This is a genomic window from Haloarchaeobius pelagicus (genome assembly GCF_051207375.1).
Classification (GTDB): domain Archaea; phylum Halobacteriota; class Halobacteria; order Halobacteriales; family Natrialbaceae; genus Haloarchaeobius.
Genome location: NZ_JBPJZD010000001.1, coordinates 713,228 through 733,373, shown reverse-complemented (window position 1 = coordinate 733,373; position 20,146 = coordinate 713,228). Strand labels below are relative to the sequence as shown.

Sequence of the window (20,146 nt, the reverse complement as noted above, 5' to 3'; positions counted from 1 at the left end):
GCAGCCTCCACTAAGGTCTTTGTCTTTCATGTCGGCCAGATACGGAGTACGCCGTCCGCCCGGCCCACAGCGAGTTCGAGCGTCCCGGCCGCTGGAGCTGCCAGATTCGTCGCTATCTCCCCGTCAACACGCCGACACCACGCGGCTGTGACGCCGGGTGTGTCATCGATGCGATGCAATCCACAGAGCCGACGTCGGTCCTGTGTCGGCACGACGAGTTCGAGCCGACCGTCGCCGTCGAAGTCGCCAGCCCGAGCCATATCGAGATTCCGGGAGCCGAGGGCGTGCGAGGAGTACGTCTCCCGCGTCGCGACGATGTCCAGTCGGTCGCCGCGTCGGCGATAGAACTCGACCGTGCCGCCGATGTGGGGTGTCTTCGTGACCGCGAGTTCCAGCTCGCCATCGGGCGCGAACGGGGCGACCGCGAGCTGGTGCCGCCAGCGAAAGCCCGACCCGATGGCGGGGCCACGGGCGACCAGCGAGCCAGCCATGTCGTAGGCGACCAGTCGGGCACCCGACTCGGCGTCCGTCTCGGTGACGACGATCGCACGCTCCCCGTCGCCGGTGAGGTCCGCGAGGATGGGTGCGAGACCCTCGACGACCGCCGGCGAGACGTCGATGGTCGTCTCGACCGTCGCACTCGCCACGTCGACGACCACGACCCGACTGGCCTCGATATCGTCGCCGAGTGCGCCGTGGGCGTATCGGTCGGTCGCGCCGGCGAGGACGACGGCCCGACCGGAATCCGGGTCGACGGTCACACGGCTGTCGGGAAGTGCCTCGATGTCGAGACGGCTGTCGCCGACGAGCAGGTCGCCGGACCCGCCGACCCGGACCAGTGTGCCATCGACCAAGACCGGGTGTGAGAGCGGTGATTCGGACCCAGTGGGTGCGAGCAATCGAGGCGTGTCACCGGTCGAGTCGCCAGTCTCACCGACGAGCGCGACCGGACTTGCCCGTGAGAGCGCACGGAACGAGGGCCCCGGTTCGACGTCACGGCCCACGGTTCGGACGCTCTCGACCGTCCCGTCGCCCAGGACCGCGACCCAGAGCGTGCCCGAGCCGTGCCACTTCGAGTCGGGGAGGGCAAGGAGCCACTGCGGGACGCCCCCCAGGTCGACGTCGACCGGGTCGACCGCGTGGACTGCGCCGGCACCCGCAGTGACGCGGTTGCTCGTCGGTCGACCATACGTGTACGCGACTGGTGTGTCCTCGTCGGCGGGGACGGTCGTTCGAGCCGGCGCGTCTGTCGGGGACGTGCTCGCCCGGGCCGCGGTCGGCGTCCCGTCCGCTGTCTCGCTTCCTCGCGCGCCCAGACACCCGGCCAGCCCGCTCGCGGTGCTCGCCGCGCTTCCGACGACCGCCAGGTAGGTCCGCCGTCGCATCCTCGACTCCTATCCGCGGTGGGAACAAGAGATTTACCTGTGTGGGTCCGACTCACGCCCATGCGCCAGGCCGACGAAACCACCCGCCAGCGCATCACCGACAGACTTCGCGAGGGTGCCTCGACCCCGAGTGCGCTCGCCACGGAGTTCGAGGTGACAGCCGGCACCGCCCTTCGACACGTCGAACACATCTCCCGGTCGCTCGACAACGCCGAGGAGGAACTGCTCGTGGCACCGCCGGAGTGTCGGGAATGCGGGTTCACGGACTTCGACGACCTCCTGAACCGTCCCTCACGCTGTCCGGAGTGCAAGAGCGAATCGCTGGAAGAACCGGCGTTCGTCGTACAGTAACAGCCGTCGCGAACGCCTTTTTCAGGGCCCGTCGAAGCCGATTCGCCCACCGGAGGACAGGTCGATATCGCTGGCCTGTCCGACGTGGTCGAACCGGTAGTCGTCGTCCGTCAGGTAGACCGCACCCTCCTCGACGGTCACGTCCACCGTCTCGAGTACCGCGCCCTCGCAGGGGCCGTGGGTACAGACCCCATCGTCCTTGCGGAAGGTCGCGGCGTGTCTCGTACACACCAGTTCGTCGTCCCTGACGGTGCCGCCCGAGCCCTTGTCGAGTCGCACGTCGGTCCAGTGCTGACAGTAGTTCAGGTAGGCCTCGACGGTGCCGTCGGTGAGTTTCGTGAGGACGACCTCGCGCTCGTCGAACCCCTCCATCACGGTGAACAGGAAGGTCCCGTCCTCGGGGACCTCCGAGACCGTCGTCACACGACTGTCCGCGTCCATGCAGTGGCGGTTACGCGCGGACCGATTTGAACGCCACGGTCGTGGCAGCGGGTTCACGCATGTTTTTGTCCCCCGCGTGAGGTGTGTCACCTATGTCCGACCTGCTCATCTACGGCTCTTACGGCTACACCGGGCGACTCATCGCCCAGCAGGCCACCGTCGACGGCCTCGACCCCATCCTCGCGGGCCGAACCGCCGAGAAGGTCCACGACCAGGCCGAATCTCTCGGCTGTCGCTCGCGCGTCTTCGAGGCGAAGAATCCCCGGACCGTCGCGGACTACCTCGAAGGCGTCGAGGTGGTGCTGAACTGTGCCGGCCCGTTCGCCCACACCGCCGACCCCATCGTCGAGGGCTGTATCGAAACTGGAACGCACTACCTCGACATCACCGGCGAGTGGCACGTGTTCCGCGATATCGCCGAACGGGGCGACGACGCGGAAGCAGCCGGCGTGATGCTCCTCCCCGGCGTCGGCTTCGACGTGGTTCCCTCGGACTGCCTCGCCGCGCACCTCCACGACCGCCTGCCCAGCGCGACCGACCTCTCGCTCGCCCTCGGCGGCCTCGGCGGCATGTCCCGTGGGACCGCGATGACGATGGTCGAGAACATCGCCGAGGGCGGCGTCGTCAGGGAAGACGGCGAAATCGTGAACGTCCCGCAGGCCTATCACGACCGCGAGATCGAGTTCAGCTACGGCGAGCGGAGCGCGATGACCATCCCCTGGGGCGACGTGTTCACCGCCTACCATTCGACGGGCATCCCGAACGTCCAGGTGTACTCCGAGACCCACCCGAAGACCATCAACCGGCTCCGGAAGTTCCGGAAACTCGCGCCCGTCCTCGGCACCGGTCCCGCCCAGAAGCTCCTGAAGTGGCTGGTGAACCGCCGGGTGAAGGGCCCCGACGACGAGCAGCTCCGGGAGGGCCGCGGCGAGATATGGGGCGAGGCGACCGACGGCGAGAAGACGGTCGTCTCCCGGCTGGAGACGCCGAACGGCTACGCGCTGACCCGCGACACGGCGCTACTCACCACGAAGCGCGCACTCGATGGCGACCTGAAAACCGGGTACCAGACCCCCTCGACCGCCTACGGGAAGGACCTCGTCCTCGAAGTCGACGGGGTCGAACGGGTCGACGTGGGCGGGACGTAGCGCGAGCATTCAAATAGGAAACCGCGGCCAGCGTCGGTGTGCACTGACCCGCCACGCGCCGGTCCGCGGTTGTGCGACGCCCCCGCGCGTGGTCTCGATTCGCGTCGCCTGTTCGCTAGTCCCTGTCCTCGACACCCTGGGACTCCGGGGGTTCCGAATCCAGTCGCTCACCGCCGTAGTGGCGACCCTCCACGAGCGCGGCGAACTTGCTCCGGAGCAGGTCGGTGACGGGGCCACCGCCCACGTCCAGCCCGTCGACCGTCGCCACCGGCCGAAGCTCCCACGTCGAGTTCGTCAGGAACGCCTCGTCGGCCGTCCGCACGTCCACCAGTGCGTAGCGGTCCTGCCACACCGGGATGCCTTCCTCCTCGGCGAGGTCGAGCACGACCTTGCGGGTGATGCCCGGCAGGAGCGGTAGCTCTGCACTGGGAGTGTGCAGGCCGTGCTCGTTCACGAAGAAGAGGTTGCTCGTCGCGCCCTCGCAGACGTTGCCCTCCTGGTCGCGGAGCAGGGCTTCGTCGGCACCTTCGATAAGCTCGTTCCGGGCAAGGATGCCGTTCAGGTAGTTGTGGGTCTTCGCCTGGGGCGGCAGCGCGTTCGCCGGCGGCTTGCGCGTCTTCGTCGTCTGGACGACGGCGGGACCGTCCCAGACTGGATCGGTTCCTTTGCCACCTCTGGAGAGGGGTTTGACGATGATGACGACTGTCGGGTCGACTTCGGGCTTCGGCGAGAGTGTCCCGGGCTGGATGCCACGAGTCACCGAGAGCTTGACGTAGGCGTCTTCGAGGTCGTTCGCGTCGAGCGTCTCGTCGATGCGAGCGCGAAGCTCGTCGTCCGAAAAGCCGTGGTCGAAGCCGAGCGCGTCGCACGAGCGGCGCAACCGGTTCGCGTGCGCTTCCCACTCGAACACGTCACCGCCGTAGGCCCGCATCGTCTCGAACGCTGCGTCACCGTACTGGAATCCCCGGTCGCGGACGCTGACGCTCGCGTCCTCGGCCGGAACCAGTTCGCCGTCTACGTGGTATCGCATTGGTCGATGAAGGTCGCAACGAGTCGCTTGCCGATGCGGAGCGACAGGTGCGCGCCGGCGGCCGGTTCGCTCACGTCGCCCGTGAGGATGCTCTCGGGGTGGAACTGCACGCCCACGTGCGGTTTCTCGCGGTGGCGAACCGCCATCAGCACGTCGCGTTCGTCGTCGGTCGCGGCCGTCTCGACGAGGGAGTCTGGAAGGTCCGCGCGCTCGACCGCCAGCGAGTGGTAGCGTCCGACGCGAATCCGGTCGGGCACGTCGGCGAAGATGCCCTGGCCGTCGTGGGTGATGACCGAGGGCTTACCGTGGACCACGTCGGGGGCGTGGACAACCGGCGCGCCGTTGGCCGCACAGAGCGCCTGGTGGCCCAGACACACCCCGAGCGTCGGGTACGCGAGGTCGCGGAACACTGGGATGGAGACGCCCGCGTCCGCAGGGGTTCCGGGCCCGGGTGAGACGACGATGCCGTCCGGGTCCAGTTCCTTGATTCCGGCCACGTCGATGGCGTCGTTCCGGCGGACGACGACGCTGTCGGCCAGCTCGCCGACGTACTGGACGAGGTTGTAGACGAACGAGTCGTAGTTGTCGACGACGAGTATCTCAGTCATCGTCTGCCCCCTCGACGGTCAGGCCCGCGCGGTCGCCCAGTGCCTCGTCGACCGCGGTGACGAGTGCGCGCGCCTTGTCCAGCGTCTCCTCGTATTCTCGTTCGGGTACCGAATCGTGGACGATACCCGCGCCGACGCGCAGGTGGTACTCGTCGCCCGAGCGGACGAGCGTCCGGATGACGATGTTGAGCGTGGCGCGGTCGTCGAACCCGAACAGACCCATGCTCCCCGTGTAGGGGCCCCGACGGGTCGATTCGAGTTCGTCGATGATCTCCATCGTCCGGGGCTTCGGCGCGCCGGTGATGGTACCCCCGGGGAACACCCCGGCGATAGCGTCCGCCAGCGTCGCGTCGTCCCGGAGGTCACCGGTCACGTTCGAGACGAGGTGCATCACCTCGGAGTAGCGGTCGACCCGACGGTACTCCGCGACCTCGACCGACCCGAACGCACAGACCTTCCCGAGGTCGTTGCGCTCGAGGTCGACCAGCATCGCGTGTTCCGCCCGCTCTTTCTCGTCGCTGGTCAGGTCGGCCGCGAGGTCGTCGTCCTCCTCTGGTGAGTGTCCTCGGGGGCGCGTACCGGCGATTGGTTCGGTCCGGACGGACTCACCGTCGCGGTCGAGCAGGAGCTCCGGGCTGGCGCTGACGAGGTCGATCTGGGGGAACTCGAACAGGCCGGAGTACGGCGCGGGGTTCACCGTCCGGAGCGCGTCGTAGGCCGCGACCGGGTGGACCGCGGCCGGGGCGACGAGCCGCTGTGAGACGTTCGCCTGGAAGGTGTCGCCGGCGTGGACGTACTCCTTCACCCGGCGGACCCGGTCGGCGTAGGCCTCGCGGCCGCAGTCGCTCTGGAACGTCGCGTCGGCCTGGTCGACCGGCGGGTCGCCGAAACTGGGGTCGCCGGTCGTCGCGCGGGTCGCGAGGTCGAGTGCATGCTCGCGACCGCGCTCGTAGACGTTGTCGAGGTCGTCGTCTGTGGCCACGCTCGGACAGGCGGTGATCCGGAGCGTCGTCTCCTCGCCATCGCGGGGTTCCTCCCAGGCGGCGATGCGGTCGTACACCCCGACTTGCAGGTGCGGGAGTTGTCGGTCGTCGACGGCTGATTCCGGGAGGGTTTCGAGTTCCCGGGCGACGTCGTACGAGAGCCACCCGATGGCACCGCACGGGTAGGGAACGTCACAGTCCCCGCGGACGAGCGTCTCGCCGTCGAGGAGTCCCTGTAACGCGGCGAGCGTCGGTGACTGGGCTGGTCGCGAGTCCGTCGAACGTACCGTCGCATCGGCCGAGACGGTCATCGCGTCGACGGGGTCGACCGCGAAGTAGCCCCAGCCGGGCTGGCCGCCGGTGGTCTCCACGTACGCGTTCCAGTCCTCGTCCTCGCGGGCCCGTCGATAGGCATCGAACGGGTCGGCGACGCGAACTTGAACCTCGACCGGAACGCGTGCCCCCGGCGGAGCGTCCGCCGCCGTCGAGGCGAACGCCTCGCGGCTGGTCACGACGTGGGGGTCGGTCATGTCCTGAGGAAAGAGAACGGAACGTAACCGTGTTGCGGTTTCGGTACTACCGTCGCGCCCTGGCCCGCTTTACCCATTCTCCGATGCGGGTCGCGGAGATGTCGGTCTCCTCGGCGACGGCCTCCGGATCCACGTCGGCGAGGTCGGCGACCGTCTCGATGCCGGCGTCTGAGAGTCGCTCGGCGTACGCCGGACCGATGCCCTTGATATCGTCGGTCGGCTCCGACGGTTCCTCGGGTTCCGGCTCGGGCTCCGGTTCGGCCTCCGGCGCGTCGGATTCAGCGTCCTCACTCTCCTCGGATTCGGGTTCTGCCTCTGCGTCGGGTGCCGTCTCCTCGGGTTCGGGTGCCGTCTCCTCGGGTTCGGGTGCCGTCTCTTCGGGCTCGGGTTCCGCCGTCTCGGGTTCTGCCTCTGCCTCGCCCGTCTCGGGTTCGGGCTCGGGCTCGGGTTCCGCCGTCTCGGCTTCCGCCGTCTCGGGTTCGGCTTCGTCGATCGACTCCGAGACGTCGGCTTCCGCCGCGGTCTCTGCCTCGGCCGTCTCGGGTTCTGCAGCTGCCGCCTCGGTACTCGTCGTCTCGGCCGCCGTCGAGGGCTCCCGCCGCTCTTTCTCCACGGTCACGCCTACGTCGCGTGAGGACCGCGGCTGCGAGTCGTCGTCCAACCCCAGCAGCGACTTCAACTTCTTGAGCAGTGCCATTACAGGGGAGTATCGGGTGACGGCACTTAAACCCGCTACCTGTCGCCTCGCAAGCGGGTTCGCAGCGCTTCGTTCATCTCGTCGATGGGTGCGTCGCGCCCGGTCCAGAGTTCGAACGCGATGGCTCCCTGGTAGAGGAGCATCCACGCCCCGTCGACTGTCGTCGCGCCGCACTCGGCGGCATCCCGGAGCAGCCGAGTCTCCAGCGGCTTGTACACCGCATCGAGGACCACGAGGTCCCCGTGGAGCGTCTCGGCCGGGACCGGTGAGACGTCCACCTCCATGCCGACACTGGTCGCGTTGACGAGGACGTCGGCGTCGGGGACGAGTTCGGGGAGGGCGTCGAGCCCGTCCCCACTTGCCTCCGGGACCTCCGCGGCGAGGCTCGTCGCCCGCTCGACCGTCCGGTTCACGATGTGGACCGTGCTGCCGGCGTCGGCGAGCGCGAAGGCGATGGCGCGTCCTGCGCCGCCCGCCCCGACCACGACAGCGGTCGCCCCGTCGAGCGTCGCGTCGCCCTGCTCTTCGAGGGCGCGGCGGGCACCGTCAGCGTCGGTGTTGTGCCCGGTCGGTTGTGTGCCCGAGAAATCGATGGTGTTCACCGCGCCGATTCGCGCGGCCATCTCGTCGGGGTCGACGAGCGAGAGCACGTCCTGCTTGAACGGAATCGTGACGTTCAGCCCGCTGATGCCGAGCGCCTCGGCCCCCTCGATGGCGGTCGCGAGCTGGTCGGGGGCGGGTTCGAACGTCACGTACCGCGCGTTCATGTCGTGGACCTCGTAGGCCGCCTCGTGCATCGGCGGCGACAGCGAGTGCCCGACGGGGTTCCCCACGAGTCCGAATACCTGCATACGCGGAGCCGATGCATCCGGGCGTGAAAAGTCGTCCGTCGCCTGCAACGTTCTCATACTGTCTATCGTCGGTCGTTCCCGCTGGTTCGCCGGAACGTGGTGGGGAACCAGCGGTAACCAGCGACAATACACAGTATCAGCGGTCGAGGTGGACGACCAGCACCGGCACGTCGACGAGTCTGAGAACGCGGTCGGTGGTGCTGCCGAGCAACTGGCCCGCGAGGCTCGACTCGCCTGTCGACGCCATCACGACCAGGTCGACCCCCTGTTCGTCGACGTACTCGGCGATACCCGTACTCGGGGTGCCCGAGCGCGTCGCCAGCTCGAAGCTGACGCCGTCGCCGGCGAAGGTGGCGTACTCGTCGGCCAGCGTTTCGAGGTCGGTCAGTTCGTCGGCGAGCAGGCTGTCGACGTACTCCTGGTCGACACCGCCGGCACTGAACGGGCCGGCCTCGCTGCGAACGTCGATCACCGTGAGGAGGTGCAGGGCCGCGTCGTACCGGTCGGCGAGGTCGGCAGCGGGAGCGACGGCCTCGCGTGCCGCCTTGCTCTTGTCGGTCGGCAGTAGCACCGTCTCGTAGTCCGCGATGGGCCCCTCGCCCGGGACCGTGAGTACGTGACGTTCGGCCGTCCTGAGGACGCGGTTGGTCACGCTCCCGAAGAGCCGGTCCCTGATGCCGCTGTTTCCGTGTCGCCCGATGACGATGAGCCCCGCGTCGACCCGATTCGCGAGGTCGACGATGGCCACCGATGGGCGGTCGGCGATGACGTGCGCCTCGACCGGTACACCGGCGTCTGCCCCCAGTTCCTCGACCTCACCGAGGATTTCCCGTGCGGTTCCCTCGTCGAGTTCCTCGTGCGCGGCGGCGACGGCCGTGACTCGACCGCTGTACGTCCCTGCAAGCGCGATTCCGGCCCTGGCGGCACGGGTCGCACACTCGCTTCCATCGACTGCGATGACGACTTGCTCGAACATGTTCCCTGGTAGATATTGGCGAACAGCGTACAAAAGCAATACGCAGACTCGGGTCGAATCACCGGAGAAGACCGTGGTGGGAGACGGTGGAACCGGCCGCGGACCGCCTGACAGGACCGGCCTCGCAAAACCACAAGCATTACCTGCGCCATTACGAACGGTTCCAGTATGCGTAGGCAACGACTCAAGCATCCCCTTTCCGCCCTCGTCTTCGCCGCCCTGCTCACAGCACCGTGGGTGGGTGTGGTGCTGTTGGGTGGTCCCGACGCGTTCGGGTTCTCCTCGCTCTTGACAGTCGCGGTAAGTGGTCTCTCGGTCCTCGGCGCGTCCTTCATGCTCGCGTGGGGTGCCGAGACGGCAGAGAAAGACGTGCCGCGGGCGTTCGCCATCGCCGTGCTCGCCGTGCTCGCGGTCGCCCCCGAGTACGCCGTCGACGCCCTCTACGCCTTCGGTGCTGGTGACGGCGGCGCGACCGCCGAAGCGTGTACCCAGTTCACGAAACAGCAGATAGAGAACGGCGTGACGCCAGTTGCCGCGGCCTGTCACGACGCGAACCTCGCGGTCGCGAACATGACGGGTGCGAACCGCATCCTCATCGGCCTCGGCTGGTCCGGCATCGCCCTGTTCACCGTCTACCGGGCCGCCTCGTACACGGACCCCGCCGTCAACAAGAAGGACGGCTTCCTCGCGAACACCGTCTCGCTGGACCGTGACCTCGGCCTCGAAATCGTCTTCCTGCTCGGCGCGACCCTCTTCGCGTTCCTCGTGCCGCTGAACGGCGGTATCGGCATCGCAGACACCATCATCCTCCTCGGCCTCTACATCGCCTACATCATCATCATCATCCGGGGCGACGTCGAGGAACACGAGGAACAGGTCGGTGTCCCGGCGTACCTCCAGGAACTGCCCTTCGCGTTCCGTTCGCTCTCGTCCATCTCGCTGTTCCTCTACTCCGGCCTCATCATCTACACCGCCGTCCACCCGTTCGCACACGGGCTGGAACTCATCGGGAAGGACCTCGGTGCCCCGCCGTTCTTCATGATCCAGTGGGTCGCACCGCTCGCCTCCGAGAGCCCGGAACTCATCGTCGTCGCCTATCTCGTGAACAAGGCGCGGTCGACCGCCGGGTTCAACGCCCTCATCTCCTCGAAGCTCAACCAGTGGACCCTCCTCATCGGGACCCTCGCTATCGTCTACAGCATCGCCCTCGGTGAGGTCGGGACGCTCCCCTTCGACGACAAGCAGGCAGCCGAGATCTGGATCACGGCCGCACAGAGCCTCTTCGCCATCGCCATCATCACGAACTTCGAGATCAGCGTCAGAGAGGCCGTGCTCTTGCTGGTCCTGTTCGTCTCGCAGGTCGCCGCCGAGTCCGCCATCATCCTGACGATGTCGGGGCCCGAGGCGGAGGCACTCAGCATGGACATCCTCTACGGCTACACCGCTCTCTACGTGGTCATCGCACTCGTCATGTTCTGGCGGCGTCGCGATGATCTCGCGCGGACCTTCCAGCAGACCGCGAACCGCGCCAGGGAGTCGATGGGTGGTGACGCCCCCGTCGCCGAGCACTCGGACTGACGACGCTCGACCGGACCCGATACCCACTTGTTTTTGCTTCGCTAACGCTCGTCCGTGATCGCGATAGTCGTGAGCCGTGCGGACTCCGCGTCGACACACATCGGGTCCCACCTGTTCGACCTCGCCGACTGGGAGTCGACCGACGACCCGAGCCGTCCCGACGGGGAGGGCGGTGGCACCGTCTACCGGACCGGCGGGTTCGAACTCCGCGAGTTCGACGACCTGCATCTCGACCTCGACGACGTGGCGGCCGCCTTCGACGACCCCGACATGCTCGTGTTCGCCTCGCGGCACTCGGGCGACACCGGAGCGCTCCTCACCGCCCACTTCACCGGGAACTTCGGCCCGGCAGAGTTCGGCGGGGAGGACGACAGCCTCGCCGAGGCGTGTCCGAACGCCCAGGCCGAACTCCTCGATGCCTTCACGGAGCACGCGCCCGAGGAGTACGAGGTCGGCATGGAGTGTACCCACCACGGCCCGAGCAGGGTCGGCGTCCCCTCGATGTTCGTCGAGCTGGGGAGCAACGAGGAACAGTGGGACGACCCCGAGGGCGCCCGAGCCGTCGCACAGGCCATCCTCGATATCGAAGACGCTGAGCCACACCGGGAGCGCACCGTCGTCGGGTTCGGCGGCGGCCACTACGTCCCCCGGTTCGAGCGGGTCGTCCGGGAGACCGCGTGGGCGGTGGGCCACATCGCGGCGGACTGGGGCCTCGACGCGATGGGCCACCCCGAGGAACATCGGACGGTCATCGACCAGGCGTTCGTCCAGAGCGGAGCCGAGTACGCGCTGGTCGAGGGCGACCGGCCGACCCTCGAAGCCGTCGTCGCGGACCTCGGGTACCGGGTCGTCAGCGAGACGTGGCTCCGCGCGGTCGACGAGCAGGACCTCGACACGGTCGCCGCACTCGAGGAGCGACTCTGTCCGGTTTCGGACGGGCTCCGGTTCGGGTCCGTCAGCGAGGACTGGGAGGTTCGCGAGCTGCCGGCGGCCCTGCTCGACGCGGCACAGGGAACCGACCGCGAGGCCGTCCTCGCCGCCGCGGCGGAATCCCTCGTCGCCTACGAGACGATACAGAGTGGGAGCCGCGTCGACGGCCGCGCGGCCGTCTCGCCAGGGGAGTACGACGCCTTCGTCGCAGCCCTGGTCGACGTCATCTCGGAGAAGTACGACGAAGTGCGGCGCGAGGACGCCGAGGTCGTCGCGCGCTCGCACAGCTTCGACCCCGAACTGGCGCACGAGGCCGGCGTGCCGGAGGGACCGAAGTTCGGCCAACTCGCCGGGGGACAGCCGGTCGAGGTCGACGGGCGTACTATCACGCCAGACGACGTGTCTTCGGAGCGAATCGAACGCTTCCCGGTCTGAGTTATAAAACACGCACCGCGTCGCAGGGATATGCCCGGAATCGCATCTATCACGACGTGAGCGCCGAAACGTCTGACGACCGTCGGACAGTGGGGGAAAGGTAATTAACCTCGATAAAATAATGGGTGCTAAGGATGGATTCGATCGTTGAAGACGCTATCGACGAGGCCGAAGGCGGGTCCCAGGAGCGAGACTCCGCCCAGCGCTCCGGTGGAGTTCCACAGGACTCCGAGCCGAAGCGCACCGGCAAGATGACCGACGACGAGCTCGAGGACGTACTACAGGAGCTCCAGACCAACATCACCGTGGTCGGGTGCGGTGGTGCGGGCGGGAACACGATCAACCGGATGCACGAGGAGGGCATCCACGGTGCGAAGCTCGTCGCCGCGAACACCGACGTGCAACACCTCGTCGAGATCGACGCGGACACGAAGATCCTCATGGGCGAGCAGAAGACCGGCGGGCGCGGTGCAGGGTCGCTCCCACAGGTCGGTGAGGAAGCCGCCCTCGAATCGCAAGGCGAGATCTACGAGTCCATCGAGGGCTCGGACATGGTGTTCGTCACCGCCGGCCTCGGCGGTGGCACGGGGACCGGCTCCGCGCCGGTCGTCGCCAAGGCCGCCCGCGAGGCGGGCGCGCTCACCATCGCCATCGTCACCACGCCGTTCACCGCCGAGGGCGAGGTCCGCCGGACCAACGCCGAAGCCGGCCTCGAACGCCTCCGTGACGTGAGCGACACGGTCATCGTCGTACCGAACGACCGCCTGCTCGACTCCGTCGGCAAACTGCCGGTCCGCCAGGCGTTCAAGGTCTCCGACGAGGTCCTCATGCGCTCGGTCAAGGGCATCACCGAACTCATCACGAAGCCCGGCCTCGTCAACCTGGACTTCGCCGACGTTCGCACCGTCATGGAGCGCGGCGGCGTCGCCATGATCGGCCTCGGCGAGTCCGACTCCGACGCGAAGTCGACGGACTCCGTGAAGGCTGCACTCCGCTCGCCGCTGCTCGACGTGGACATCTCCGGTGCCTCCTCGGCGCTGGTCAACGTCACCGGTGGCTCGGACATGAGCATCGAGGAGGCCGAGGGCGTCGTCGAGGAGATATACGACCGCATCGACCCCGACGCCCGCATCATCTGGGGGACCTCCATCGACGAGACCCTCGACGGCAGCATGCGCACCATGATCGTCGTCACCGGCGTCGACTCCCCGCAGATCTACGGCAACACCAACGAGGGCCAGGCCCAGCAGACCCAGCAGGCCCAGCAATCCCAGGACGTCCAGCAGGACATCGACTTCGTCGAATAGTCCGCGCCGGACCGACAGGCGGTCACGTCCATCGTCTTCTCTCTGGAATTCGGTCGCCACAGCGACGGCACCGCACTCGCCGGAAGTGTCCGACGTGTCACGGGTCCAGCACCCCCGGTTCCGGGGCGTAGGGCGGCATCGGCGGCGATAGCGCGCATCAATAGATAGAAAAGCACTGATGACAAAGCCCCGGGCATGGAAGTTCCCAAGGACCTCACCTCCTACGTTCGCGTGCTCAAGATGGCGAGCACACCCTCGTGGGATGAATTCTCGCAAATCGCCAAAATCGCCGGGGCCGGCATCCTCTTCGTCGGCCTGATGGGCTTTCTCATCGCCCTCGTGATGCAGTTCGTACCAGCCTAACAATGCCGATATACGCCGTCAAAACCACCGCGAGCCAGGAGCGAACGGTCGCGGACATGATCATGAACCGTGAAGAGTCCACCATCCACGCAGCGCTCGCCCCCGATTCGCTGACGAGTTACGTGATGGTCGAAGCAGACGACTACAACATCATCGAGCGCGTGCTTGAGGACATCCCGCACGCTCGCAGCGTCATCCCGGGGGAGTCCGACATCTCCGAAGTCGAGCACTTCCTCTCCCCGAAGCCGGACGTCGAGGGCATCGCGGAGGGCGACATCGTCGAACTCATCGCCGGCCCGTTCAAGGGCGAGAAGGCGCAGGTCCAGCGCATCGACGAGGGCAAAGACCAGGTCACCGTCGAGCTGTACGAGGCGACGGTCCCGATTCCGGTCACCGTGCGTGGTGACCAGATCCGGGTGCTGGACAGCGACGAGCGATAGCTCTTCGAACAGTCGAGCGGCATCGCCGCGAGACAGCGACGAGCGATAGTTCCTCGGACACCCGAACGGGGCGGAGCCCCGTGAGAGAAGAGCGATAGCGCCCCGAACGCGCGCTGACGCGTTTCAGAACGTCCGCACCGATTCCGAAGAAACCAGTCTACGCGGGTGAGCCGCCGAGCCGGTCGACCACCGCCTGCAGGTCGGCGCTCTCTTCGACGAGGTCTTTGATCTCTTCGCGCTCTCTGACCTCCTCCGAGCTCGCGCCGTAGGCCCGGACGTACTCGGCACGCGAGTGTTCGTTGAACGCGTGCCGGATGGCCAGGTAGCCGTCCGGGACGACGACGCCACAGACCTTGCACTCCTGCCGTTCGTGCTCGGTGCTCTGGTGAACGATGAGGTCCTCGACGGTCTGGTACGTCGTGTTGCACTCGTCGATTCGGCATTCCCACGGCATCAGTTGGCGAAACTACGGAGGTCGGCTATTTCATTGTTGTCCTGGCACTGTCGGCTGTCTGTTCGGACCGGTGTTCGCCATCCCGGTGTGGCGAACCCGTGCGAGATGAGACAGCCGACAGTGCGAACGCGAAACGGAACCACTAAACTCGTCCTGACGATAGCACTGAGTGTGAGCGATAGCGAGGGGTCGCGGGTGGACATGCACGTCAAGGTGCTCGACGACGGGGTCGTCGAGCGCGCGAAGTCGCGGGGGCTGGACGTGCTGGTGTACGCACCGCACTTCGTCCGCCTGCCGGAGATTCGCCGACGGGCAGAGGCGTACAGCGACGACGAGTTGCTCGTGGTCCCGGCCCGCGAGATATTCACCGGTGACTGGCGGGATCGCCGGCACGTCCTCGCAATCGGGCTGGACGAGCCCGTCCCCGACTTCATCACCATCGACGGGGCGATGGCCGAACTGACGCGCCAGGACGCCGCGGTACTCGCCCCCCATCCCGAGTTCCTGAACGTGAGCCTCGACGAGCACGAACTGCAGACGTGGGGTGACGAGATCGACGCTGTCGAGGCGTACAACCCGAAGCTCCTGCTGAAGTGGGCCGACCGTGCTCGTGGGATAGTCGAGCGTGACGGGTGGGCACCGTTCGGGTCGTCGTACGCCCACCTCAGCCAGTCCATCGGCGAGGTGTGGACCGAGTTCGACCAGGTACTCGACACGGAAGCGGCCCTGGTCTCCGCGCTCAAGGACGGGGTTGCTCGGCAGGTTCGCCGCGAGCGCGGGCTCCGCCATCAGCTCCGCTGTGTGGTCGAGTTCGCCCATCTCGGCTACGAGAACTCCTGGTCGAAGATGGACCGGCTGTTCCTGCAGGGGACCGAGCCGACCCACCCGCGTCACATCGCGTACGAGGGTCGATTCGACGACGTTGCAGTGTACTGATTCTCTCCGCCGGCCGGGTTAGAACCCGAGCGCGGCGAGACCGATACCCTGGATGCCCTGTCCGAACTCCAGCGTCGCCCACGGGACGTGGAAGACGATGACGTAGCAGACGACGAGTTCGAACCCGGTGATGACGACCGTCATCAGGTCGGCGTGGTCGCTCTTGACGGCGACGCCGATGGGCAGGCCGAACTCTTTCGACCACGGGTAGAACAGGGCGATTCCCCGTTTGCTCCCCATGATGTCGAGCACGTAGTGGGTGAGGACGCCGATCCAGACGTACTGGAGATTACCGTCGAATAGTATCGGGAAGGCGATGAACAGCGCGAGGATGCCGAGGTTGTGCAAGGTCTTTCGGTGCTTGCCGAACTCGGTGTCCACGTCGGGGAACAGCGCCCCGAGCGTGACGGGCAGGCCGACCTCGATTATCTTCACGAAGGTCGCTTCCGTCCCGGCGGGTTCGAGGATGTAGCCGAGGCCGATACTCAACAGCACCGCGTTCATCACGTGTCCTTTCTTGTTCATTCGAGAGACTCCACCTCGTCGAGCACGTCAGTGAGTGCCTGCTCCACCGTCTTCTCCCTGACGGTCGCCCGGTCGCCGTCGAACTGGTAGCGCTCGACCGTCGTGTAGGAGGACTCGCTCCCCCACGGGCCGGCGTAGGCGATGCCGATGAACACGGTCCCGACCGGTGTGTCAGGGGTGCCGCCGGACGGACCGGCGACCCCCGTCGTGGAGACGCCCCACGTCACGTCGGCGGTGTCGCGAACCCCCTGGGCCATCTGGCGGGCGACCGCCTCAGACACCGCGCCGTGGGCGTCGAGGTCCTCGCGGTTCACCCCGAGCAACTGCTCTTTCGCGCCGTAGGCGTAGGTGACGAGCGACCGGTCGAAGTAGTCCGACGAGCCGGGCACGTCGGTGATGCGGGCTCCGATGAGTCCCCCGGTGCAGGACTCCGCAGTCGCGAGCGTGTGGTCGCGTTCACGGAGCGCGTCCCCGAGGCGTTCTGCGATTTTCGTCATGTGGGGAGCAAGGAGTGGCAGTGATTTGAATGGCAGGACTCTCGGTGCCGAACCGGGCTCCGGTCGGCCCCGACGACGTGGCGAAAGAAACTCCACCCCGCGCACCGAGGCATGGCACATGAACTACGAGAAGCCGCTGTTCTTCGAGATCATGTCCTACGCGGTCCACGCCGACCGCGACGTGGTCGACATGGTCAGCGGGAACCCGGACTGGGAGCCGCCGGAATCGCTGCGGGAGGGTCTCCACGAGTACGCGGACCTCGAGTCGCTCCAGTTCCAGTACCCGCCTTCCGAGGGGCTGCGCGAGCTTCGCGAGGAGATCGCCGCCAGACGGAACGTCGACGGGTCCCAGGTCGTCATCACCAACGGCGGGTGCGAGGCGAACTACCTGGCGATGGCGCGTGCGCTCGAACGCGGGGCCGGTGACGAGATCATCCTGACGGACCCGGTGTACCCGTACTACCCCGGCAAGACCGACATGCTCGGCGGGAAACAGCGATTCGTCGACACGGCCCCCGACGGGACGCTCGACCCGGCCGACGTGCGGGCGGCTGCCAGCGAGGACACCGCCGCCATCGTCGTGAACTCGCCGAACAACCCGACCGGCGCGGTGTACGGGGAGGACGTGGTTCGGGAACTCGTGGCCATCGCGGAGGAGTACGACGCCATCCTCGTGAGCGACGAGGTGTACGACCACTACGACCTCTCCGGGCGGTTCACGAGCGCGCTCTCTTTCGATTCGTCCCACCGTATCGTCACGAACTCGTTCTCGAAGACGTTCGCGATCACCGGGTTCCGGGTCGGCTACGCCATCCTGCCGCCCGAGCACGTCGAGGCCGCGAAGTCCCGGCACATGCTGGTCACCATCTCGGCGTCCCGGCCGGCCCAGTACGCCGTCTTGCACGCGCTTCGCGAGACCGACCCGGCGTACTACGAGGCGAACCGGGAACTCCTGCGCGAGCGACGCGAGACGTTCACGGCCGCGCTGGACGCGGCCGGCGCGGAGTACTCCCAGCCAGACGGGGCGTTCTACGTCATGGCCCGGTTCGGCGATACGCCGGGGTCCATCGAGAACACCAAGCGCCTGATAGACGAGGCGGGCGTCGCGGGCATGCCGGGGGAAGCGTTCGGCGACTCGCGTTCTGACTGGTTCCGGTTCGCGCTGGTGACGCCCCGGGTCGAGGAGGCCGCAGACCGATTGGCGACGTACTTCTCCTGAGTTCGTCTGCCGGACCCCGACCCAGTCTCGGCCCCAACCGGGAAGTACACAAGTCGTGACCCGGTACCAGCGCCTATGACTGACATCAGCGTCGAGGCGGTCGACGACGTCGAAGAAAGCGACGACGAACAGCCGTCCGTCGACGCGACGGACGCTGATATCGACGTGGACGTGGTCGAGGCGGCAGCCGACGAGGTCGGCCTCGACGGTATCGACGCGCCGAAGTACGTCCTCTACGGCGGCAAGGGCGGCGTCGGCAAGACGACGATGGCGGCCTCGACGGCGCTCGCGAGCGCCAGCGACGGCTCGACCACGCTCGTGGTCTCGACCGATCCGGCGCACTCGCTCTCGGACACGTTCGAGACGGATATCCCCGCCGAGCCGACACGGATTCGCGACGACATCCCCCTCTATGCGGCCGAGATAGACCCCGAAGTGGCGATGGAGCAGGGCGCGGCCGTCTTCGGTGGGGGGCCGAAAGCCGGTTCTGAGGAAGATGCGGGCATGGGCGCAGGTGCCGGCCCCGGCGGCGCTGGCGGCCCGATGGGTGGCCTCGGCGACATGCTCGGCGGCGAGGGCGGCCCGATGGAACAGTTGATGGGCGGCGCGATGCCCGGCGCGGACGAGGCCGCCGCGATGCAGCTCTTCCTCCAGTACCTCGACGACCCGCGGTTCGACCGGGTCGTCGTCGACACCGCACCGACCGGCCACACGCTCCGATTGCTCGAACTCCCCGAGATAATGGACTCGATGGTCGGCCGGATGCTCAAGCTCCGCGAGCGTCTGGGCGGGATGATGGAGGGACTGAAGGGCATGTTCGGCGGTGGCCCGGCACAGGAGGGCGACGGGATGCCCGACGACCTCGAAGAACTGCAAAAGCAGATAGAGCGCCTGCGAGCCGTGCTCCGGGACCCCACGCAGACCGACTTCCGCGTCGTGATGAACCCCGAGGAGATGAGCGTCTTCGAGTCCAAGCGCCTGCTCGCCCAGTTAGAGGAGTACGGCATCCCCGTCGGGACCGTCGTCGTCAACAAGGTGATGGAGGACCTCGCGGACGTGACCGACAACGTGGACCCGGACGAGTTCGTCAAACCGAACCTGGACTCCTGTGAGTTCTGTCAGCGCCGCTGGGACGTCCAGCAGAAGGCCCTGGCGGAGGCCCAGGAGATATTCGTCGGCCACGACATCAAGCGCGTCCCGCTGTTCGCCGAAGAGGTGTGTGGCGAACGCATGCTGCGCATCGTCGCGGCCTGCCTGGACTGAGCTGGCCGGACCGTTCTCAGCTCGGCTCGGCGCTCAGGCCGGGTCGGGGTCGAATATCGTCGGGTCCTCGGGACCGTCAGCGTGGACGACCGCGAGGCAGCCCTTTCGAGCGACGCGGCTGAGCGCGTGGTCGACGAGTTTGAAGTCGCCCGGGACCGGGAACGACATCGTCGCGACGCAGGACGACCCCGGCAGGACCGGCGTCGTCTGGACGAAGCGGGCTGGCGGGCTCGCGAGCGCCCCCTGTTCCCACACCTCGTCCCAGACGCTCCCGATGGGGTGGAACGCCGACGTGAGGTTCGGGCCACCGACCGCGTAGAATATCCGAGCCGTCTCGCCCGTCTTCACGCGCATCTCGTCGTAGCCCTGCGGCCCGATGGCGTACTTCTCACCGTTCATCAGGACGTAGGTCGGGTCCTCGCCCGCCATGCCCGCGAAGTCGAACTCGTGGTGGCCCTGCTCGCCCGCCGTTCCAGCCGTGTACAGCTCGTGCTGGCCGAGGTAGAACTCGTGGTCGACCGGCGGGAGCCCTTCCTCGGGTTCGACGACGATGAGGCCGAACATCCCGCTGGAGATGTGGTAGTCGACGTTCGCGACCGCGCAGTGGTAGACGAACGCACCGGGGTACGTGACCTTGAAGCGCAGGCGCGTCTCCTCGCCGGGGGCGACGAGCGTCGCTTCGGCCCCGCCACCGGGACCGCGGCACGCGTGGAAATCGACGTTGTGGACCATCGAGTTGTCGGGGTGGTTGCGGATGGTCAGGTCAACCGTGTCACCGACGCGGGTCCGGACCATCGGCCCGGGAATCTGCCCGTCGAACGTCATGTAGGTGAACGTGACGCCGGGTTCGACCTCGGCGACGACTTCCAGCGTCTCCATCTCGACCTCAACGACGGCCGGTTCCGTCCGCGTGATGGGCGCAGGGATGTCTCTCGGATCAGCCGCGACCCGGTCGACGTCGACCGCCTTCGGCGGTGAGAGCTTGGCCTGGCCAGCAGCCATCCCGTGATCGAATATCGAGAGATCGTTTCGTTGGCTGCCGATCGTACAGCCAGCGAGCGCGGTCGCACTGCCAACTCCCATGGCCTGCAAGAAGCGTCGTCGGGTCGTGGTGGAACTCATGATCTACAGGCAGAGATTATTCATCAGAAGAGATATACCAGAAAGTCATTTCTCGGTAGTAGAGAATCTGAAGAGCC

General features: G+C 67.1%; 22 protein-coding genes. 10 read left to right on the top strand and 12 right to left on the bottom strand.

Annotated features, from left to right (window positions below; translation table 11 throughout):
• Nucleotides 1-26: 26 nt before the first annotated feature.
• Nucleotides 27-1,385 (bottom strand): hypothetical protein, encoded by a 1,359-nt coding sequence (locus ACSC1S_RS03795; RefSeq protein ID WP_435363221.1) that lies wholly within the window; start codon nucleotides 1,383-1,385, stop codon nucleotides 27-29.
• A gap of 60 nt (nucleotides 1,386-1,445) precedes the next feature.
• Between ACSC1S_RS03795 and ACSC1S_RS03790 the strand changes: the two genes are divergently transcribed.
• A complete protein-coding gene (locus ACSC1S_RS03790; protein WP_435317532.1) occupies nucleotides 1,446-1,736 on the top strand; it encodes a transcriptional regulator in 291 nt (96 codons plus the stop codon).
• Nucleotides 1,737-1,757: 21 nt separating this feature from the next.
• On the opposite strand, the gene ACSC1S_RS03785 is transcribed toward ACSC1S_RS03790, so the two are convergent.
• On the bottom strand, nucleotides 1,758-2,177 hold the full coding sequence (locus tag ACSC1S_RS03785; protein WP_435363220.1) for a Rieske (2Fe-2S) protein: 420 nt from the start codon (nucleotides 2,175-2,177) through the stop codon (nucleotides 1,758-1,760).
• 92 nt (nucleotides 2,178-2,269) lie between these two features.
• Between ACSC1S_RS03785 and ACSC1S_RS03780 the strand changes: the two genes are divergently transcribed.
• Complete coding sequence (locus ACSC1S_RS03780) at nucleotides 2,270-3,325, top strand: saccharopine dehydrogenase family protein (RefSeq protein ID WP_435363219.1); 1,056 nt, start codon at nucleotides 2,270-2,272, stop codon at nucleotides 3,323-3,325.
• A 115-nt stretch (nucleotides 3,326-3,440) separates the two neighbouring features.
• Here ACSC1S_RS03780 and ACSC1S_RS03775 read toward each other — a convergent pair whose 3' ends face one another.
• The 6 genes from ACSC1S_RS03775 to ACSC1S_RS03750 all read right to left on the bottom strand — a co-directional run bounded on the left by ACSC1S_RS03775 (nucleotide 3,441) and on the right by ACSC1S_RS03750 (nucleotide 9,000).
• Nucleotides 3,441-4,355 (bottom strand): aminotransferase class IV, encoded by a 915-nt coding sequence (locus ACSC1S_RS03775; RefSeq protein WP_435363218.1) that lies wholly within the window; start codon nucleotides 4,353-4,355, stop codon nucleotides 3,441-3,443.
• Nucleotides 4,340-4,963 carry an anthranilate synthase component II gene (locus ACSC1S_RS03770; protein WP_435363217.1) on the bottom strand — a complete coding sequence of 208 codons (624 nt, stop codon included), beginning with the start codon at nucleotides 4,961-4,963 and terminating at the stop codon, nucleotides 4,340-4,342. The genes ACSC1S_RS03775 and ACSC1S_RS03770 overlap by 16 nt, the downstream gene beginning before the upstream one ends.
• Nucleotides 4,956-6,476 (bottom strand): aminodeoxychorismate synthase, component I, encoded by a 1,521-nt coding sequence (pabB, locus tag ACSC1S_RS03765; RefSeq protein WP_435363216.1) that lies wholly within the window; start codon nucleotides 6,474-6,476, stop codon nucleotides 4,956-4,958. Before pabB ends, ACSC1S_RS03770 begins: the two co-directional genes overlap by 8 nt.
• Before the next feature lie 46 nt (nucleotides 6,477-6,522).
• Nucleotides 6,523-7,173 (bottom strand): helix-hairpin-helix domain-containing protein, encoded by a 651-nt coding sequence (locus ACSC1S_RS03760; RefSeq protein ID WP_435363215.1) that lies wholly within the window; start codon nucleotides 7,171-7,173, stop codon nucleotides 6,523-6,525.
• Between the two features lie 35 nt (nucleotides 7,174-7,208).
• Nucleotides 7,209-8,024: a shikimate dehydrogenase gene (locus ACSC1S_RS03755; RefSeq protein WP_435363214.1), complete on the bottom strand. Its 816-nt coding sequence runs from the start codon at nucleotides 8,022-8,024 to the stop codon at nucleotides 7,209-7,211.
• Between the two features lie 136 nt (nucleotides 8,025-8,160).
• On the bottom strand, nucleotides 8,161-9,000 hold the full coding sequence (locus ACSC1S_RS03750) for a universal stress protein (RefSeq protein ID WP_435363213.1): 840 nt from the start codon (nucleotides 8,998-9,000) through the stop codon (nucleotides 8,161-8,163).
• Between the two features lie 168 nt (nucleotides 9,001-9,168).
• On the opposite strand from ACSC1S_RS03750, the gene ACSC1S_RS03745 reads away from it, so the two are divergent.
• From ACSC1S_RS03745 to ACSC1S_RS03725, 5 genes are all read left to right on the top strand, one after another.
• Nucleotides 9,169-10,578 carry a sodium/calcium exchanger protein gene (locus ACSC1S_RS03745; RefSeq protein ID WP_435363212.1) on the top strand — a complete coding sequence of 470 codons (1,410 nt, stop codon included), beginning with the start codon at nucleotides 9,169-9,171 and terminating at the stop codon, nucleotides 10,576-10,578.
• Nucleotides 10,579-10,632: 54 nt separating this feature from the next.
• Entirely contained in the window at nucleotides 10,633-11,943 is a 1,311-nt protein-coding gene (locus ACSC1S_RS03740) for a D-aminoacyl-tRNA deacylase (protein ID WP_435363211.1), read from the top strand.
• A gap of 134 nt (nucleotides 11,944-12,077) precedes the next feature.
• Nucleotides 12,078-13,250 carry a cell division protein FtsZ gene (gene ftsZ / locus ACSC1S_RS03735; RefSeq protein WP_435317519.1) on the top strand — a complete coding sequence of 391 codons (1,173 nt, stop codon included), beginning with the start codon at nucleotides 12,078-12,080 and terminating at the stop codon, nucleotides 13,248-13,250.
• A 195-nt stretch (nucleotides 13,251-13,445) separates the two neighbouring features.
• Nucleotides 13,446-13,613: a protein translocase SEC61 complex subunit gamma gene (locus ACSC1S_RS03730; RefSeq protein ID WP_261650476.1), complete on the top strand. Its 168-nt coding sequence runs from the start codon at nucleotides 13,446-13,448 to the stop codon at nucleotides 13,611-13,613.
• Between the two features lie 2 nt (nucleotides 13,614-13,615).
• Entirely contained in the window at nucleotides 13,616-14,053 is a 438-nt protein-coding gene (locus tag ACSC1S_RS03725) for a transcription elongation factor Spt5 (RefSeq protein WP_435363210.1), read from the top strand.
• Between the two features lie 157 nt (nucleotides 14,054-14,210).
• Here ACSC1S_RS03725 and ACSC1S_RS03720 read toward each other — a convergent pair whose 3' ends face one another.
• Nucleotides 14,211-14,507, bottom strand: coding sequence for a DUF7565 family protein (locus ACSC1S_RS03720; RefSeq protein ID WP_435317516.1), 297 nt, complete (start codon nucleotides 14,505-14,507; stop codon nucleotides 14,211-14,213).
• Nucleotides 14,508-14,678: 171 nt separating this feature from the next.
• Here ACSC1S_RS03720 and ACSC1S_RS03715 point away from each other — a divergent pair, with 171 nt between their 5' ends.
• A complete protein-coding gene (locus tag ACSC1S_RS03715; protein ID WP_435363209.1) occupies nucleotides 14,679-15,443 on the top strand; it encodes a PHP-associated domain-containing protein in 765 nt (254 codons plus the stop codon).
• 18 nt (nucleotides 15,444-15,461) lie between these two features.
• Here ACSC1S_RS03715 and ACSC1S_RS03710 read toward each other — a convergent pair whose 3' ends face one another.
• Entirely contained in the window at nucleotides 15,462-15,968 is a 507-nt protein-coding gene (locus ACSC1S_RS03710) for a metal-dependent hydrolase (protein ID WP_435363208.1), read from the bottom strand.
• Entirely contained in the window at nucleotides 15,965-16,465 is a 501-nt protein-coding gene (locus tag ACSC1S_RS03705; RefSeq protein WP_435363207.1) for a CinA family protein, read from the bottom strand. Before ACSC1S_RS03705 ends, ACSC1S_RS03710 begins: the two co-directional genes overlap by 4 nt.
• A gap of 118 nt (nucleotides 16,466-16,583) precedes the next feature.
• On the opposite strand from ACSC1S_RS03705, the gene ACSC1S_RS03700 reads away from it, so the two are divergent.
• Nucleotides 16,584-17,684, top strand: a complete 1,101-nt coding sequence (locus tag ACSC1S_RS03700; protein ID WP_435363206.1) for a pyridoxal phosphate-dependent aminotransferase — start codon at nucleotides 16,584-16,586, stop codon at nucleotides 17,682-17,684.
• Nucleotides 17,685-17,759: 75 nt separating this feature from the next.
• Nucleotides 17,760-18,947 carry an ArsA family ATPase gene (locus ACSC1S_RS03695; protein WP_435363205.1) on the top strand — a complete coding sequence of 396 codons (1,188 nt, stop codon included), beginning with the start codon at nucleotides 17,760-17,762 and terminating at the stop codon, nucleotides 18,945-18,947.
• 33 nt (nucleotides 18,948-18,980) lie between these two features.
• Here ACSC1S_RS03695 and nirK read toward each other — a convergent pair whose 3' ends face one another.
• Entirely contained in the window at nucleotides 18,981-20,069 is a 1,089-nt protein-coding gene (gene nirK, locus ACSC1S_RS03690) for a copper-containing nitrite reductase (protein WP_435363204.1), read from the bottom strand.
• Nucleotides 20,070-20,146: the final 77 nt, after the last annotated feature.